Raw genomic sequence first — 17808 nt, forward strand, 5'->3', positions numbered from 1 at the left:
CGAAGCCTTTCCTGTTATGTAGTCTTATCGCCTAAGAAGAAAAGTGTTATTTAGTCTTACCATTCCTTTGCACTTATTGGAAAATGTGTTACCTTTGCCACATGAAACTGCCATTGAAGACCATAACAATATTGGTATGCACTGCCCTCGCCGCAATTTTCGCATATCAGGCATACTGGCTCTACAACCTCTACATCACCCAAAAGCAGGAGATGGAGACGGCTGTCAGAGAGGCTATGCGCATCAGCGACTACAACGAGCTGGTGATGAGAATTGCCAAACTGTCAAACGACAAGAAGTCGAAACACGGTGAAGTGTCGTTTCAGACAGGATATGCCCTTGACAAGCAAAACCGGCTCGTAAACCAAGGAACTCAGACAAAAGTCTCACGAAACGACACCGACGCCATTGTCATCCAACAAGGCGGATGGCGCGACAGCCTTACCGTAAAGCGCAATCGTAAGGGACAAAACAGATTCATATCGGTAAATATCAACTCGCAACGAACAAGCAACGCTCCAAAACCCGCTGCTAAAAACAACAAGAACACGTTGTTTTCGGGATTTGTGGATAAGGGACAGACCGAGGTCGATCTAACGAGGATGATGCAACAGGGCATACACTCAGGAGTCGATATGGTGAGCGAACCCGATGTCAGAGTGTTCGACAGCCTTCTCACCTCAAGATTAAACGACAGGCATATCGACGCAAGGCATCAGTTGATACAATTGAGCATTATACCTCATGGCGTGGCCGGGATAAAAATTGACACTCTCTCAACAATTTCCACCCCCGGCTATGTGCCTTCGTCGGATGCTCTCGTGTTCGACTATAAATACGACATGTCCACCAACCGCCTCTACCGCCTGCGCATCGAGCCACTCGGCGAAAGTGTACTCCGCCAGATGACAGGCATCCTCGCCAGCTCCGCCGCCACCTTCCTCGTCCTTGTCTTCGTGTTCTGGTATCTCATCAGGACTATGCTCCGCCAGCGCTCACTTGAGGAGATGAAGGACGACTTTACGCATAACATCACCCACGAACTAAAGACCCCCGTGTCAGTGGCTTACGCCGCCAACGACGCACTGCTGCAGTTTGCCGACGACCTCGACCGCGAGACACGCGAAAACTATCTGAAGATGTCGCTCGAACAGTTGCGGAAACTTGGCGGTATGATAGAGCAGATTCTTTCCACGAGCATGAAGCGCCGAAAGACCTTCGTACTCCATAAGGAAGCTATTGACTTGCAGAATACTCTTACCGAGATAGCGGAAGAACAACGCATGAAGGCGAAAAAACAGGTTGACATCCACATTAAGGTTGTTCCCGACAACCTTCGGGTGAATGCCGACCGCCAGCATTTTATGCAGATAGTAAGCAACATCTGCGACAATGCAGTGAAGTATTCGCATGAGGAAGTCAGGATTGATATCTTTTGTACTAAGGACACAGAAGGCAATGTCGTTATTATCATTAGCGACAACGGCATAGGAATATCAAAACCCCACCTGCAGCACATCTTCGACAAGTTCTACCGTGTGCCCAACAAGAACCTGCACGACGTGAAGGGCTACGGATTAGGACTTTACTATGTTGCCACAACGATGCGGCTCCACGGCGGAACGGTCAGCGTGGAGAGCGAGAGGGGCAAAGGAACAAAATTCAAACTTCTTTTCAGATGAACAACAAGACCAAGATATTATTAGTGGAAGACGAGGCAACACTTGCCGTCATCGTCCGCGACACACTCAAGCTTCAGGGCTTTGAGGTGATCACTGCCGACAATGGGGAGCAGGGGCTGCAGATGTTTTTCCGTGAGCGCCCCGATGTTGTGGTGGCAGACGTGATGATGCCAAATATGGACGGATTTGAGATGGTGAGGAGGATAAGAAACAAGGATGTATCCACCCCTGTGCTTTTTCTCACCGCCCTTTCCGAAACGGAGGACGTGGTGAGGGGATTTGAGGCAGGAGCCAACGACTACCTGCGCAAGCCCTTCGGCATGCTCGAACTGATAGTACGTATAAAAGCTCTCGTAAGTCGCGTCTTCATTTCCGCAGAGGCTCCTCAAGAAGAACCTACAAAATACGTTATTGGCGACTACCAACTCGATACGATGAAAGAGCAGTTGATATATGCCAATGACAATATCACAGCCACCGTCATCCCACTCTCTCATCGTGAATCTGAAATTCTCCGCCTATTGTGCAGCAACAAAGGCGAAGTGGTTGACAACAAGGATGTGTTGCTCCAATTATGGGGCGACGACAGCTATTTCAACACCCGCAGCCTCCACGTGTTCATCACCAAGCTGCGCCGCAAACTCTCCCGTGACTCTCGCGTCAGAATAATCAACGTAAGGGGAATCGGCTACAAGCTGATTGGCTAAAAGTTTAGTTTTCCCCTGTTTTTCCTTGCAGGTTCAAAATATTATCACTATCTTTACACCGTCATTGCCAAAAGTATCAGAATGAGCGCACTAAGTGTATTATATCTCGTCTTGTCTCTACCCGTCGCTTTCATCCTCCACGACGCTGAGGAAGTGGCTGTGCAGCATCGTTGGATGTTGACACATCGGGAGTCTTTGGCTTCGAGATTTCCGAAGCTTCGCCCCATGATTGAACGTCTTTCCCGACTCGGCACCACGGCCTTTGCCATTGCGGCAACTGAAGAATTGGTTGTGCTGGTCGTCGCCACCTGCTATGTGCTCGTCGACGGCATCTTCTCCACTCAGATTTGGTCGGTACTGTTTTTGGCGTTCTCCCTCCATCTGTTAGTCCATTTCGGACAAGCGATACTTTTTCGGGGATATGTCCCAGGCATAGTGACCTCCCTCCTCCTTTTGCCCTATTCCGCGTATGGTGTGTGGAGCATCTGGCTCACCACAAGCGCCGTAGAGTTCCTACTCTTGGCATTGTGCGGCATGGTTTTTGTGGCAGTCAACCTCAGGTTCGCCCATTGGTTGGGGATGAAAATATGCCGATAGTGGTGGGGGATAAAAAAAGGAATTCATCCAACAAGTTGTCTTATTTTTGGAATAAGTGGGCATTTATGCACTTGAAAAAACGGAATAAGTCAGAAAAATAAGCATGCGGAACAGGGTCGAGTAGAGCGAGGGAGTTTCACCCTCGCTCTACTCGACCCTGTCCCTCTGACCCGTGCTGACCCGCGCTGACCCAGGAAAGGATGGGGGAAGTTTAGTCAGTAAGATATAACAAGGGTATTGTCGGCCGACGGAGAATCCACATACAAGCCGGCATAGAGATTCTTGATCATGAGAAGCAACTGGGCGGTAGCTGTGTCGCCGCTCATAGATGTCAAGTCAGCATAGCCCTGCAATATGGAGCATACTTCCTGAACCTTCTCCGTCATACTCTCATCGCCCTGACGATGGACTAAATACGCATCGGCAAGAGCATCGAGCAGGAGATAGCTGCCATCGTGAGATACAGGCAGCGTGGTGAGCATCTGCATTGTTGCCTCAAGTTTCTCACCGGCATAGCCCATTTTTCTTAGGTTTGACTCGATGAGCTGCATGAAGTTTCGGCGTGTTCCCCAAAAACTTTTCTCAAGTAGTGTCTCAAACAACTTCGTACCGTCAGCCAGTTGATCAATCACCTGCGACTCTAAACTCATGGTGCGCTTCTCAGAGTCGATGTCTATATACCTCAACGGACAAAGCGTAACGAGACTTCCTGTCTGTATGTCATAGAACGGCTTGCCGTCCTCTTCCACACTGGCAATGTCCTGCGCATGGTTGTGACCAGTCAGTACTATGTGCATACCCGCAGCAGCCAACTCACGCCTTGCCTCCTTGTAGTTGTCGGCAAGGAATTCGGACAAAAATACAGTCTGGATGTTTGGAATATGCTCAACAAGTCCGTGATGGAGCACTCCCACAGGCGTTCTGCCCTCGGCTATGGCCTTGGCGCACTGCTCCTTAGCCCATGCCATGGTTGAAGGCTTTAATGTGCCGGCAGTCTCTTGGTGCGGATTGGTCTTTGAGTCGTTGTAGATGTTTGAGTCGAGCATAATAAGCCTGATGTCTCTCCCCATATCCACAGAGTACGACAGTCCTTCCGTTTCCTGCGAAATGGCTTCTGCATAGCCAAAGTCATGATAGATACGCTTGAAGTCGGCACTTGTGGCAGTTTCTATAGGAAACGCGCCCTTTGCCGTGAACTCCTTTGCATCGGCATTCGAGAGGTCGTGGTTGCCGTTTATCACAAACACCTTTGCCCCGGCGTCTTCCATCTTCCTGAAGAACGAGGCGGCAAACTCATGGTTTATCACTTCTCCATCCTTGGTCAAGTCGCCCGGTATTATCACATACTTCACATTCTGACTCTTCACCTTCTGCACAAGTGCCTCCATGGAAGCAGCACAATAGGTGTAGTTTTTATCCTCCAACAGGAGACGCTGCTCCCATGCCTCACCCTCATGACTTATCCTGTCCATGTCGAAGAGGTGGATGTCAGAAATCACCATCACTTTGTAACTTCCCGGTTCCTGAGACATAGTAGGGTTATCAGAATTCACCACACAACTTGAAAGTGTTGTCAATAGACCTAATGAAAGTCCACAAAAAACTCGTTTAATAATTTTTTCCATAATATTCTCTATATGTGTTAATTTTATGTTATTCCGCATCTCTGGTGGCGGGGTCGCCGCTCAGACCCTACATATTTTCTCATCAATATAAATTACAAACGCCCACTGGTCGTCGGCAAGTCGTTCGAGGGTGATATTGCCTCCCATGGCTTGCATGAGTTTGCGGCATAGTGGGAGCTCGAGATTGCTGCGACCGCTATTGGCGGGATTGGTGCGGTTGTTGAACACGTCGAAAAGGGCTTCTGTATCTTTTTCTGTGAAGTTGGCGATGCATCCCACCTGTACTACCACCTCATTCTGATTGCCCCAGAATTTCACGGCCACCTTGCCTGTCATCTTGTAATAGTCGGCATTGACGATGGCATAGCTCACTACCTGTGAGAAGCGCTTGGGGTCAACCTTTACAAAATGAGTTTTGCCGTCACCCTCAATAGTGAACTGTATGCCACTGACACTACCCAACGCTTCCTTAATATTCATTATTGCAGGCTCAACATCCACGCTGGTAAGTGAGAGGTTGAGGTCGTTCTCGCCAGCCTTGCCGAGGTCGATGATGTCATTGAAGATATTCAGCAGCATGCTCTTGTTCTGGTTGATGAAGGAGAGCAGTTCCTTGTCGTTGTCGTTCATGTTCGACTTGTCCAGCATGTCTATCGACATCTGTATGGCGTGGAGCGGCGAGCGCATCAGATAGCCCATATTGGTGATGAAGTTCGACTTGCCCTTTTCATTCTCGCGCGAAACAAGAAGCAGCATCTTTGCCTGACGCTTGAGCTTGCGCTCGAAGAACGCTACCACACTGATTAGGATAACAATGGCTATCAGGGCACATACTCCTCCAAGAATGTATTTCTCATTACGCTCAAAGAAGCTTATGGGTTTGCCGAAATAGATGGCATTCTTGGGATAGAGATTCTCGGGGATGCCGTATTTCTTCAACGTCTGGTAGTTCAGGTATGTGTTGGCGTTGTCCAACTTCACCAAGGGCATATCCTTGGGTTGCACACCGTTCTCTATTTTCATAAGCACATCAATGAGTTTAGATTGCAGTTCCTCGCTAGTGGGATATACTCCTCCGGCAAGCACACCGTCGCGTATGCCCACATCGTAAAGGCCGAACACCACATCACCCGTCAGCGAACTGGCTATATATCTCATGGCGTTGTCGGGATAAAGGGCACGGTTGGCGGTGTTTTTACTCTGACTGAACCACGAGTCGAAAATAACTGCCGTATGCTTTGGAAGCGTGGCCAAACGGGTTTTCAGTTGGGCTGTGGTGAGCTCTCTGTTGTTGAGGTCGATAAGGTCGAGACTCGGATATTTCTCCCTAACTATCCGTTTGGTCTTTTCCCTCACCATAAATCCTATCTGCCATGTGTCGCTCACGAGGGCAAGATGCTGGGTCTGCGGCCTTAGGCTCAGGGCAAGTTCGATAGTTGGTTCAACAAAATACGGGTCGTTGATGAGAGTGGCATTTATTCCCTTGCGCGAGTTCTCCAATGAAATCTTCATGTCGTCGGTAATCTCGCGGCATGAGCTGTAGTCGGAGGCACTGATGGTGTAGGTGCCGGAGAAAAGGGCAACGCAGGGCACATTCTTCCATTCCTCAGACATATATGTACGATACATTATCCAGGCTTCCTCGCCAAGCAGCACCACGATATTCTTCTTGTTGGCATCGTGTTCGGCCATCAGCCGCTCAGCCTTATTATGCATGAAACTGCTGTCGCGATTGGCTACGAGGTCGAGATAATCCACCTCGACACTCCATTTCCGGTCAACCGAAAAGTGTGACACAATGGAACTTTCGAGAGTTCCTGCCCAGCTGTATCCTTGATAATACGAACTGAGCACGAGCACCTTGTTTTCTTGTCTAACAGATGTTTTCCCGCCGTCGGCCGCCAAAACATTCAATTTGGCCATAACGGCAATGATAATCAATAACAATAGTTTTTTATTCATGATATTTTATTTTTATGCTGTGGGTCTTTAGGTCAGAGGGTCAGGGGCGGGCTTCACCTCATCAAATCCTAGTTATTAATTATTTCCTTCCTTATCTCCCCGCTCTTCATCCTGAAGATATTCATTCCCTTGGCAGCTTTCGTCGCCTTGCGACCCGAAAGGTCGTAGATGTCGCGGACGGTGTTGCCATCAGCTGCTTCGGGCGATGAGAGGCCTGCGGCTGTCAAGCCCTTCACGGCAAAGAAGTCCTTCCACACGTCGGCTGACCTATATGCATCGAGAGAGGCATCGGGCACATAGAGAGTGGCTGCCGTCTTGACGGCATCGTCGAAACTGTATTCCTTTGCCACAGGAGGCTCCGGGGCTTTGCATGTCACTGATGTAAGAGCGGTACAGCCATAGAAGTTGCCTTCTGCCAATTTCTTTAGCGAGGCTGGCAGTATCACGCTCTTCAACGACTCGGACATGACAAACAAACTGCGATACATCTCGGTGAGGGATGTATTGGAGAGGTCAACTGTTTCGGCGGCTATTCCCTGGAAGCAGAACTCACCCACACGCTCGACACCGTCGGGCAGAGATACTGACTCAAGACCGGTTGCGGCAAAGGCTGCATACTTGAGATTCTTGACCGTGGAAGGCAATGTGACCTGCGCCAGTGAAGAACAATAGACAAAGGACATATGACCTATTTCCTCCAGTCCCTCGGGTAGAGACACTGATTTCAGGTTTGGACACTCCGCGGCAAAACGATATGGCAATGACTTGACTTTAGCCTTGATGTCGATGCTCTCCAAGTTGGGGCAAGTGTAGAACGCATTCATTCCAATCTCTTCTACCGACTCAGGTATCACAATAGACTCTATGCCTGACTCTGCGAAAGCTGCCGCACCAATGGTTTTAACTCCCTCGGGGATGGTAAGGCTCTTAAGGCTTGTGCAGCGCCAAAAAGCTGTTTGGGGAATATCGGTGATACCTGCAGGAAGCGTGACACTTACAAGGGAGGGCATTTCTGCGAAACCGCCTTTAGGCAACTCCATCAGTCCTGCGGGTAGTGTCAGTGTAGTCAAATTGTCCATTCCAGAGACGTCGAACTTGGTGCATGAGTTTGGGATAGTCAATTCGGTAATACCTGTCCAACCCAATGCATGATCACCCATCTCCTCCAAACCCTCGGGCAACGTAATCTCCGTCAGTGCAGAACAATAATAGAAAGCATTATTACCAAGAACTTTTAATGACTGAGGCAGCACAACTGAAGAAAGGCTCTCACAATGCCAAAAACAACCATTGGGCAACGTCTCTAATGACTCTGGAAGAGTGATAATCTCCAAGTTCTTTGCATCGTGGAAAGCCTCTTCGCTCAAATGCCTTAATGTAGAAGGAGTGACAATCTCTTTAACCGTGGATTCAAAAAAGGCATCCTGACCAATGGAAGTGAGACCTTCGGGCAGGATAATCTTGTCTGCTTCGACATAACTGAGTGCTCCGACACCTAATGCCGTTATGCCTTCGGGGATGGTGAGTACACCATCTTCCACCATCTTTGGATCAACCTCCAAGAGGACCCTCGAACCGTCCTTGCGGTTGTTGACAAACATCTTGTCAACAATCTCCACACCATTTCCTTCGCCCTCAAACGTATAAGCAGCAAAAGAGCTAAAGTCCTGTCGGCCTTCGATGACATCAATGCTCTTAGGTATTCTCAACACTAAGTTGCCATTGTCATTCGAGGCAATCCTCTCGCCTATCCTCTCCACCGACTCGGGCAAAGAAAGTAATTCGAGTGAATTGCATCGCAAGAAGGCATTGCTATCTATGTTCTTCAAGCCTTCGGGCAGACTTATTGAAGTCAAGCCAGATCGTCCAAAAGCCCACTCGCCAATTGACTTGACAGTCGAAGGCAATGTGACAGACGTGAGCTTAGAACATCCAGAGAAAGCATTAACGCCGATAGTCTCCAATCCCTCTGGCAGGGTGACGTTGGTGAGCTTCGTGCAGTTTTCGAAGGCGCCTTTGCCTACTTCCTTGACACCGGCAGGCAGGGTTATTTCGGTAATCTTTGTAGAAGCAAGAATCCACTCCGGCACTATGGTGATGTTGGCAGGAAAAGTAAACGATGTAAGTTTTGTATCGGCAAATGCCCATTCGCCTATCTCTTCAATACTCTCAGGCAAGGTGACGGAAGTCAAACCTGTGTTGCTGAATGCGCTCTCTCCTATCGTCTTGAGCGTTGAAGGAAGCGATATGGACGTAAGACTAAAACAATAAGAGAAGGCATAATCTCCAATCTTTTCAAGTTGTGACGGAAGAGAGACTGATATCAGCGACCTATTGAAAAAGAAAGCGTAATCGCCAATAACCTTGACTCCATCGGGGATTATGACAGATTCCAATCCTAACTTGTAGAACGCATGAGAACCTATCTCCTCGAGCTGTTCGGGCAATGTGATTGTCTTCAGCCCTGAACCATAGAACGCATAATTGCCTATACGGCGTATGGTGTTTGGCAATGTGATACTGTTAATCTCATAGACGAACACTTCATCTCCGATGGATGTCACGGTATAGGTCTTTCCGTCTGCTTCCACCGTTTCGGGTATCACGATGTCCATCTCCCGGGTATCGTGATAATCTGAGCGTCTTACTTCAGCCGTCCCATCGTCAAAGCAATGAAACAGCAGCTGGTCTTGATAGATGTCCTTGTCGGCACTGGCCGAAAGACTTATTGCCGCGAGCAATAAAAAGGTAATCATTTTTTTCATAAGCAATCACATTATCTAATTATTCTTCATTTAATTATTCTTCATTAAGCTGTTGACGTAATAACTTTTGGGACTGATACCTTTTAACTTTACAAAGTAGCGATTAAACGACGAGAGGGAATTGAAGCCACTCTTCTGCGCCACTACCGACATCGATTTTCTGCCTCGTTCGGGCATCATCTCGATGATACGACACGCCTCGTTGATTCGGAAAGTATTGATATAGTCGAAGAATGACGTGTTGAGCGTATTGTTCAGGTAGTTCGACAGGTAAGTCTTGTTGGTGCCGATGGCAGTGGCCACGTCGGTTGTGGTAAGCTTCGGATTGAGATAGAGTTTGTCTTGACTCATCTTCTGTTCTAACCTTACTGCCAATATGTAGTTATGCGACACTACATCATCATCTGACTTGGGTTCTTCAATTTCCTCAGTAGCTTGCTCATCTTCGTTTTCGACCGGCTTCAGGATTCTAACCACCCGATGTCTTCTTGAAAAGAGGAAAAGGAATGTCCATAATGCCATGGAGAAGATATTGTATAGTGCTTCGCTTAGCCATGTGGTATGGGCGAACGCCAAGTTATACACAAACAGTGATAAGAAAAATGCCACACTCGACACCACAACCCAAGCTACATCGATATTTTCCTTATAAGAATAGTTAAGTTTTATATATTGTCGATACCTCACCGAGAACACTACAACGAGGTACATGGTTGCCACAGCCACGACAAAAGCAACTGAAAAAGCGCAAAAAACCACGATTTCATCGGGGAAAATCAAGAATAGCGGTATGAATAACGCCTGCATAGACAACAATGCGACTAACTGACGGCGAGTGGGATAACCAGGATTGGTAGCTTCGATAAAGAAGGCACAGACAAGAGGTATGAACAGAAGGTCGACAGTGTTGACAAAATCATCGAGCCAAAAGGAGTTTTTCCATTGCGCAAAGAGGAACACAGAATCCTTTATGTAACTGAAAGCAAGGAATATAGTTGTATAGAATAATAGTCTCATCATCCTGTTGCGGTGTCTGTATGTATATAGTTTAATACACCAGAACACGAAGAATATTGTTATGGCGCCCCGTATAAAATGGGCAAATGCTTCAACTGTCGATAATTGTTGTTCCATAAGTAAATTATGTAATATTCTTAAATAGATGAAATTTATTTTGCAAAGATACAACTTTTATTCATAATATACTGCTGTCAGGAACGAATAATAGAGGAAAAACCTTAGTTTTTTTTCTTTATTGACACATTTTTTCCGTATTGACACAATTTATAATAGCAATAAAGCCGCCTTCAAGAGCTCTCGAAAGCGGCCTTTTCTCCTGCGGTGCAGGGGACAGGTCAGTGTCCTGCGGAAAAGCCTCGTCTCGCCCGTAGCCTGAGAAAAATGGGTAGGACACTGACCTGTCCCCTGTCCCGCCCTTCGGCATTTTTTTTAATTATTTGACTTGTTTTTGAACGAATGACACACAAAAAAATATCAGAATAAATTTCTCCCATTTCAATAATTATTGCTACCTTTGCAATCGATTATTTGCATATTATGAAGAAAGACTATATAATCGACAAGACATTCCGCAGCTTTCTCGCGGTGTCGATACTTACAAGCATAATGCAGCAAGTGAGAACAATGACCGACGGCATAGTGGCAAGCCAGTTCTTGGGGTCTGACGCCTTGTCGGCCATCAACCTGTTTATGCCGCTTGACAGTTTTATGTATGCAGTGATGACGCTCTTTGCCTTGGGGGCGAGCTTCCTGTCGGCACAAGACATTGCCAAGCAGGACTTCTCTGCGGCAAGTAGGCAGTTCACGGTGGCATTCATATCAAGCATTGCCATCATATTAACACTTGTGGGTATCTGCACTTTGTTCTTCGACAATCTCATATCTTTGCTTGCCGACAGAGACATTCCTCACATTTATTCACTCACTCGGGATTATGTGAGTGTGATGCTTGCCGCCTTCGTTGTTCAGGCTCCAATGGCGGTGCTATGCTTGTTTGCCAACAGCGACGGCAATCCACAACGTGTCACTTTATCAATGTTGGTAACCCTTGTCGTCAATGCCGGTCTTGACTTCCTGTTTATTGGCTCTTTGGGGATGGGAATAAGGGGTGCAGCCTGTGCCACAATAATAAGTGAGTGCGTCGGATTCGGCATTCTGCTTACCTATCTCAGGAGCGGCAAGTGCAGTTTCGGTTTTACGAGGGTCAAGAATTTCCTGTCCGTATTCAGGCATATCCTCAGCGAGGGACTCCCACTTACGCTTGGTATGATGTCGTCGGGAGTGACAGCGTTGTTGCTCAACCATATCGTGATGGAGTATTATGGCGACTCAGGGCTTTTCGTCATCGCAGTGGCTATTCAGATATTGGCATTGTGTACAATGATTAACGAGGGCATCAACGAGATTTACGAGAGTGCGGGAGGAATGTATTTGGGCGAAGGCGACTATTCGTCGTTTCGCCAACTGCTCGGCAGGGGCAATACGCTGATGGTGGTGTTGGTGGGTGTCGTGACATGCGCAATGGTGTTCGTCCCCACCCTGTTCCTCAATATATTTGGAGAATATGACACCCAATCGGTAGAGCGCGAGGATAGATACCTGAGCATAATAAGCCTTGTGCTTATACCATATTTTATCATATACGTCAACGCCAGGATTCACGCCCTGTTAGGATTTAAGCGTCTGTCAATAGTGTTCAACATCCTGCAGGCCATAGCACTCATCGCCGTACCGTTTGCAGCCGCCACTGTCAACAAGCAATGGTTTTGGTGGGCGTTTCCAGCAGGCATGGCTATACTCGCCACTATACAGTTGCTCACCACTTTTGTCTTATCCAACAAAAGCAAACTCAGGAGCCGCTTACTGTTATTGCCACTGCTACCCAATGAGGTGTCCACAAAACTATGCATCAACTACGACATTGAATCGGTAAAACAGGCCTTGCTCGATGTGAGGGCATTCGCCACCATGGTGGAAATGGGCGAGGAAAAGACCAACAGAGCCATTCTCTGCTGCGAGGAACTGATATGCAATATCCTCAAACATTGTTCAGACAGGGTTAACGGTGGATGCTTCGAGGTACTGATAACCGACTTCCCCGACCGTATGGAGGTGCGACTGAAGGATGCCGGCAAACCCTTCTCGCCCACTGCCTTCAACAATAGTAAGACAACCGACGAGAGCAGCCAAGGCATCGGTCTCCGACTGGTGAAGGCAATGAGCGAGGATATATCTCATAAGTATATGTTCGGTCTTAACATTACAACATTAATCTTCAGAAAGAAAAAATATTAATAACAGATACAGACATTAACAACTGATTATGGGAATACAATATCATTTATACATGATGAATATCCCCGTGAGTTACGACACATCAATCAGGAATAACGCATGGAAGAAATCTGTGTCTCGAATGCCATGCAACCAGTATATTTCAAGATGGACGTGTATCTCAAGGGCGGTGGCTCACTCTCATGTTGCGTATTGCATGTTAATTGTATGACCCGATAATAACTTATACATACGTTATGGAAAACGAGAAAACTTATATGTTAACTCCCTTGCAAAGGGAGATGCTATATTTCTGGCAAAACGACCATTGCGACGAAGAAGTGCTCCTGTCTTTTGTTGTAGCTCTGCCATACTCGGCTGACGAAAATCGCATGGCTCAGATTACCACAGCCTATATGCAAGAGTCGCCTGTATGCCATTCACGTATAGTGAATATCTCAGGTGAACCGCGATTGTTCCCCGACATGAATATGCAATTGGAAGCCGAAGTAAGATATTTGTCTGATGATGATTGCGACAAGTACATAGAGCATACTGGTGTTGAACTGGATTATTATGCAGGTCCAATGATACGCATCTTTATACTCGTTACCCCTACACGTAAGTTCTATTCTCCTATTGTGGCAAATTTGCTACTCGACGGATGGTCATTGAGCAAGTTTACCAATCGCATAATGTTCGCCACTTTTAATGACGACTATACGCCAGTGTTTAATGATATGTCTTTCTTCAGTCACTTGGAACGACTGGAAGCCAACCGCCATTCAGAGCGATACAATGCCGACCGACAGTGGTGGCTTGACAAGGTGGGCGGTAATGGAGAACGTTTGCGTCTTACGGATTTCGCCATCAAGGAGCATTATGAGAAAGGACGCTTTATAAAGAAGGTCAGGGTAATCGACAGATTGGACACCGAGGCAAGATGCCAAAGGAAACAAATCACCGTGAATGAGGTGCTCAGTGTGGCGTGGGCTATGTCATTGGCTGACATGACGAATATGTCAAGTGGAGGAGGACAAGTATTGTTTTCCACCACTAAACGAGGCAGGACGCGCAATGAGCTGGAAAGCCTTGGCAATTTCCTGTTTGAGACAACAGTGTGCGTGGATATTAATCCTGATATATCCTTGTCGCAAATGGTCGAACAGATGCGCAGTGAACTGTTTGCCGCCAATCGCCATTCCCTCTATACCAATCAAGATTTGAGGGAAGAACATAATGCATACGATTGCGGCACTAACGTACTTTTCAACGAGAACATGTATAATATATTGGTGGATGGAAATACTGTCTTGGCGCAATGGACACAATTTGACTCCGCATACCAATTCCTGTCAGGAACGCTTATTGGATGTGTCGGACGATTTGAGATGGAATTCTTTTATAGCGAACCCCTGTACACCGAGGAGGACATGGAACGCTTCATCAACCGATTCATGCATTGGTGGCACGAACTGCTGAGCTAAACCATCTCCTTGCCAATTATGTCGCCCATCGGGGTGGTCATGTCGAGATAGGAGCTATTAAACAGACATTCGGTGCAATCATAATCCTCATCACTCTGATTTGTTGTCAGTGGGTAGTGCTTGATTGCTGCCTGCATACTTAATTTTTTTTTAAGTATAACGTCATTATTTGTCGTATAATGAGCAATATCGTCTTATCAATCCCATAATGGCCTCTTGCTCTATCAAGTTGGGGAATTGTACATAGCGGTTGTCTTTCCTACTGATAATATCCCTCTTAACTTTTCTATCTCCTCAATCGAAAGACCTGCCTTGTTTTTCAGATACGACTCCACTGCCGACGGCAGACGTTCCATAATGTCGGCAATAGGGAATGAGGTCATGCTGCACATCTCTGCTATATCCACATCACCCTCACAGCTCATAATATAGAGCGTGCGATGGAGAATCCTTGTAAGGAAGTCGTTATAAGATTCAGACGACGGCTGCAGGCGATGCCAGTTATAATAGCTACGCATATATCCCGACTCGATTTCCTCGTATGTCGTTCCAGCAAGCACCTGAAGGATTATGGCTATCAAACCAGTGCGGTCGCGACCCATAGAACAGCAAATAAGATAGGGAGGATTATTCTCTATCATTGCCCTTAACGTCCTGCCCACCTTCGCAGCTTGTTCGTCAACAAAGATGTCAACATTTAATTTGTGGAACAGAAGGGCGCCCTTACTATACCGTTCATTGCAATACTCTCCGAATCCACTGCCGGCTGCCACAGCCGATTGCCAATCCTCTTCAGTATTGGCGATAGAGATAATTGCGTTTATTCCGGCATTGCGCGCTAAACGGTCAGCATATTCATATCTTGCAGGATTATCGGATTCCAACAGTGGATCGCTTGACCTATACACCACCCCACTCTTCATCCCGTGACATTCCACAGGATAGAAATTGGCAAACATTTCGTCGCTGTCGTAGTCGGAGCGATTGTCCGTTTCCCAGAGCTTCATTCTCTCGTTCACATCACGGAATCCACCCTTTTCCTTCAAAGAGATGGTCAGTATGTCGCCCTCCTTACCACCGACACGGTCGGAGAAACTGGCATTTGCCAAACCTAATATCCCGAACTGCCAAACAATTCGGGATTTATTTGAGCAGTTGGATGTCGCCTCAGGCAATTATTCAAGAAATAATGAAATTTAACTATTAGAATTGCATTTATTGAATTATTATTGATACCTTTGTAACAAACTATAGACAAATAAGATATTGATGAAAGAGAAAACGAAGGAAAATATCCATAAATTGGCTTGGATGGCAGCTGCCGCCATAGTTGTTTGCACCTTCTGGTGGCTGTGGGACCAGTCGCAGGAGGAACCAGTGGAATATGCCCTCTGCAAAGTGGAGCCAAGGGACATCGAGGAGAGTATCACGGCGATGGGACACCTGGAAGCACGAGAGGAGATAATGGTGAGACCGCAAGCCACAGGCACCATTGCCGAAATGCTCGTGAAGGCGGGCGACAAGGTGAGCAAGGGACAACCTATCGCCCGAATCAGTGTGACGCCTAACACTGCCGGAGTGAGCGAAGCCAAAAACAGATGGGAGATTGCCCAACTGCAACGCGACGAGGCTAAGCGCGAATACCTGCGCATAAAGTCGCTGTATGAAAAGAAAGCCGTGGCCCGCCAAGACTACGAGAAGGCGGAGAGCGCATACCGTCAGGCCGAAACCGAAGTGCGCGGAGCAGCAGATGCCATGAGGGTGATGAAGACAGGCGAGAGTGTGGCTACTGCCAATGCCACCATCGTGCGCAGTCCTATCAGTGGCACAGTAATCGACCTGCCGGTGAAGGCGGGCGATGCCGTTGTAGCCATTAGTGAATACTCCGAAGGCACCACGGTGGCTATAGTGGCAAGTATGGACGAGATTGTCTTCAAGGGACACGTGGATGAGACCGAGGTGGAGAACATACGCGCAGGGATGCCCGTCAGTATCATTGTAGGAGCGAAAAAGGGCGAGACCATCAAAGCCTCGTTGGAATACATATCCACAAAGAGCACCGAACGCAACGGCACTACCCTCTTTGAGGTAAAGGCGAGAGCATCGCTGCCCGAGGGTATGAGTATAAGGTCGGGATACAGTGCCAACGCCAAGATTGTCACCAACACCCATCGTGGAGTGCTGAGCGTGGACGAGGCTGCGGTGGAGTTCGACGATGCCACAGGCAAGGCTTTCGTGTGGATTCTCACCTCTGCTCCCGAGGACAAGACCAAGCAGGAATTCAAGCGAACACCCGTGGAATTGGGCTGCAGCGACGGACTATACGTGGAACTGACAAGCGGAGCGAAGCGTGGCGACCTGTTGAGAGGATTAGCGAAATAACCAATTGCAAGGACTATGACTACAAGAATCATACTATCACTATACTTGGCGTGCATGAGCATTGCCGTGAATGCACAGAAGCAATGGACTCTCGACGAGTGTATTGCATATGCCACACGCAACGACTTGACGCTGAAACGCTCTGACGTGGCGATAAGGACGCAGGAGGAGACATATAAGACGGCAAGCAAATCGTGGATGCCAACTGTGAATGCCGACCTCTCGGCTATGCTCAACTTCGGTATGAGTCTCGACCTGCTGCTCCGACAGAGTTTTGTATATGCCCCGGCTGTAGTAACCGCCGAACTGCCCATCGACATCAGTGGCGGCAGACGATTTGCCAAGAATGCGGAGGGAATGCAGTTGAAATCACTTGAGGAGGCACGAAACAAGGCGGAGAAAGACATCAGTATGAAGATTGCAATGGAATATCTGCAACTGCTCTATGCCAAGAGCCAATACCGCATAGTGGAGACCGAGCGCAAACTTGCCGCAGAACGGGTGGAGATGGTGAGGACACTCGTGGATGGAGGCAGCAGGAGCGAGGGTGAACTGACAGAGGCCAACAGTTCGCTGACCGAGGCTGAATACAACTGTCTTGAAGCCATGCATCACATAGCCTCGGCACGATTGGCATTGGCACAAACGATCATGCTCAACGACACTGCCGACTTTGACATTGCCGACATCGCAGAAAGCAACACTATGGAATGCGACTCGAACGACGTGAACAATAATGCCGCCATACGACAACTCACCATGAAGATGGAGGCTGACAAATACCGACTCAAGGAGGCTAAGAGCGAACTTTATCCCAAACTGTCGCTCACGGGGGCATTGGGTATCTTCGGCTACTCGGCACTGAAGAGCGGTGAGTCGTATGAGGATTACAAGAAGTTCTGGAAAAACCACAACGAGGTGATTGCACTGAAGATGTCTATACCCATCTTCAACGCATATACCACAAGGGGAAAGATACGGCAGGCCACCCTCGCCGTGAGGGACACCCAACTCGCCATCGACGAGGAGAAGAAAAACCTGAGCGACAAAATCGCCCAACTGCAACTCGCCATATCGCAATACGACGGACAACTCGCAAAGTTGCAGACATTGAGCGCACAGCGCGAACAGGCGTACGAATACCAAAAGACAAGATATGAGGGTGGACTCGCCACTTGGCTCGAACTCATCGAGGCCGACTCTCGACTGCACGAGGCAAGACTACAGTCTGAACAGACAAGGATGAAACTCAATATGAGTAGGCAAATACTAGCGTTATACTTTGGAAGTAGGGGAAGTTAAGGACG

Annotated in this window: 13 protein-coding genes; 7 read left to right on the top strand and 6 right to left on the bottom strand. The window is 47.8% G+C overall.

Going from position 1 to position 17808, the window contains the following annotated elements; translation table 11 throughout:
• Positions 1–101: 101 nt before the first annotated feature.
• The 3 genes from CIK98_RS11820 (at position 102) to CIK98_RS11830 (ending at position 2986) form a co-directional block, all read left to right on the top strand.
• A complete protein-coding gene (locus tag CIK98_RS11820) occupies positions 102–1682 on the top strand; it encodes a cell wall metabolism sensor histidine kinase WalK (protein WP_172409927.1) in 1581 nt (526 codons plus the stop codon).
• On the top strand, positions 1679–2389 hold the full coding sequence (locus CIK98_RS11825) for a response regulator transcription factor (protein ID WP_094384462.1): 711 nt from the start codon (positions 1679–1681) through the stop codon (positions 2387–2389). Before CIK98_RS11820 ends, CIK98_RS11825 begins: the two co-directional genes overlap by 4 nt.
• Before the next feature lie 81 nt (positions 2390–2470).
• Positions 2471–2986: an HXXEE domain-containing protein gene (locus CIK98_RS11830; protein ID WP_094384464.1), complete on the top strand. Its 516-nt coding sequence runs from the start codon at positions 2471–2473 to the stop codon at positions 2984–2986.
• A gap of 215 nt (positions 2987–3201) precedes the next feature.
• Here the strand turns inward: CIK98_RS11830 and CIK98_RS11835 are convergent, their stop codons facing one another.
• The 4 genes from CIK98_RS11835 to CIK98_RS11850 form a co-directional block, all read right to left on the bottom strand.
• On the bottom strand, positions 3202–4611 hold the full coding sequence (locus CIK98_RS11835) for a metallophosphoesterase (RefSeq protein ID WP_172409928.1): 1410 nt from the start codon (positions 4609–4611) through the stop codon (positions 3202–3204).
• 60 nt (positions 4612–4671) lie between these two features.
• Positions 4672–6573, bottom strand: a complete 1902-nt coding sequence (locus CIK98_RS11840) for a histidine kinase dimerization/phospho-acceptor domain-containing protein (protein WP_141210527.1) — start codon at positions 6571–6573, stop codon at positions 4672–4674.
• 68 nt (positions 6574–6641) lie between these two features.
• Positions 6642–9329 (bottom strand): leucine-rich repeat domain-containing protein, encoded by a 2688-nt coding sequence (locus CIK98_RS11845; protein ID WP_172409929.1) that lies wholly within the window; start codon positions 9327–9329, stop codon positions 6642–6644.
• A 39-nt stretch (positions 9330–9368) separates the two neighbouring features.
• Complete coding sequence (locus CIK98_RS11850; RefSeq protein ID WP_172409930.1) at positions 9369–10358, bottom strand: AraC family transcriptional regulator; 990 nt, start codon at positions 10356–10358, stop codon at positions 9369–9371.
• Positions 10359–10895: 537 nt separating this feature from the next.
• On the opposite strand from CIK98_RS11850, the gene CIK98_RS11855 reads away from it, so the two are divergent.
• Together CIK98_RS11855 and CIK98_RS11860 are read left to right on the top strand one after the other, a co-directional pair.
• Positions 10896–12653 carry an MATE family efflux transporter gene (locus CIK98_RS11855; protein ID WP_094384474.1) on the top strand — a complete coding sequence of 586 codons (1758 nt, stop codon included), beginning with the start codon at positions 10896–10898 and terminating at the stop codon, positions 12651–12653.
• A 236-nt stretch (positions 12654–12889) separates the two neighbouring features.
• Positions 12890–14119 (top strand): condensation domain-containing protein, encoded by a 1230-nt coding sequence (locus tag CIK98_RS11860; RefSeq protein WP_094384476.1) that lies wholly within the window; start codon positions 12890–12892, stop codon positions 14117–14119.
• Here CIK98_RS11860 and CIK98_RS18235 read toward each other — a convergent pair.
• Positions 14116–14256, bottom strand: a complete 141-nt coding sequence (locus tag CIK98_RS18235) for a hypothetical protein (RefSeq protein ID WP_172409931.1) — start codon at positions 14254–14256, stop codon at positions 14116–14118. The two genes, CIK98_RS11860 and CIK98_RS18235, sit on opposite strands and share 4 nt — an antisense overlap.
• A gap of 87 nt (positions 14257–14343) precedes the next feature.
• Positions 14344–15228, bottom strand: a complete 885-nt coding sequence (locus CIK98_RS11865; protein ID WP_094384478.1) for a tyrosine-protein phosphatase — start codon at positions 15226–15228, stop codon at positions 14344–14346.
• 160 nt (positions 15229–15388) lie between these two features.
• Between CIK98_RS11865 and CIK98_RS11870 the strand changes: the two genes are divergently transcribed.
• Positions 15389–16501: an efflux RND transporter periplasmic adaptor subunit gene (locus tag CIK98_RS11870; protein WP_094384480.1), complete on the top strand. Its 1113-nt coding sequence runs from the start codon at positions 15389–15391 to the stop codon at positions 16499–16501.
• A gap of 15 nt (positions 16502–16516) precedes the next feature.
• On the top strand, positions 16517–17803 hold the full coding sequence (locus tag CIK98_RS11875; RefSeq protein WP_094384482.1) for a TolC family protein: 1287 nt from the start codon (positions 16517–16519) through the stop codon (positions 17801–17803).
• Positions 17804–17808 lie beyond the last annotated feature (5 nt).

It is taken from the genome of Prevotella sp. P2-180 (assembly GCF_002251435.1).
In the GTDB taxonomy this organism is placed as follows: domain Bacteria; phylum Bacteroidota; class Bacteroidia; order Bacteroidales; family Bacteroidaceae; genus Prevotella.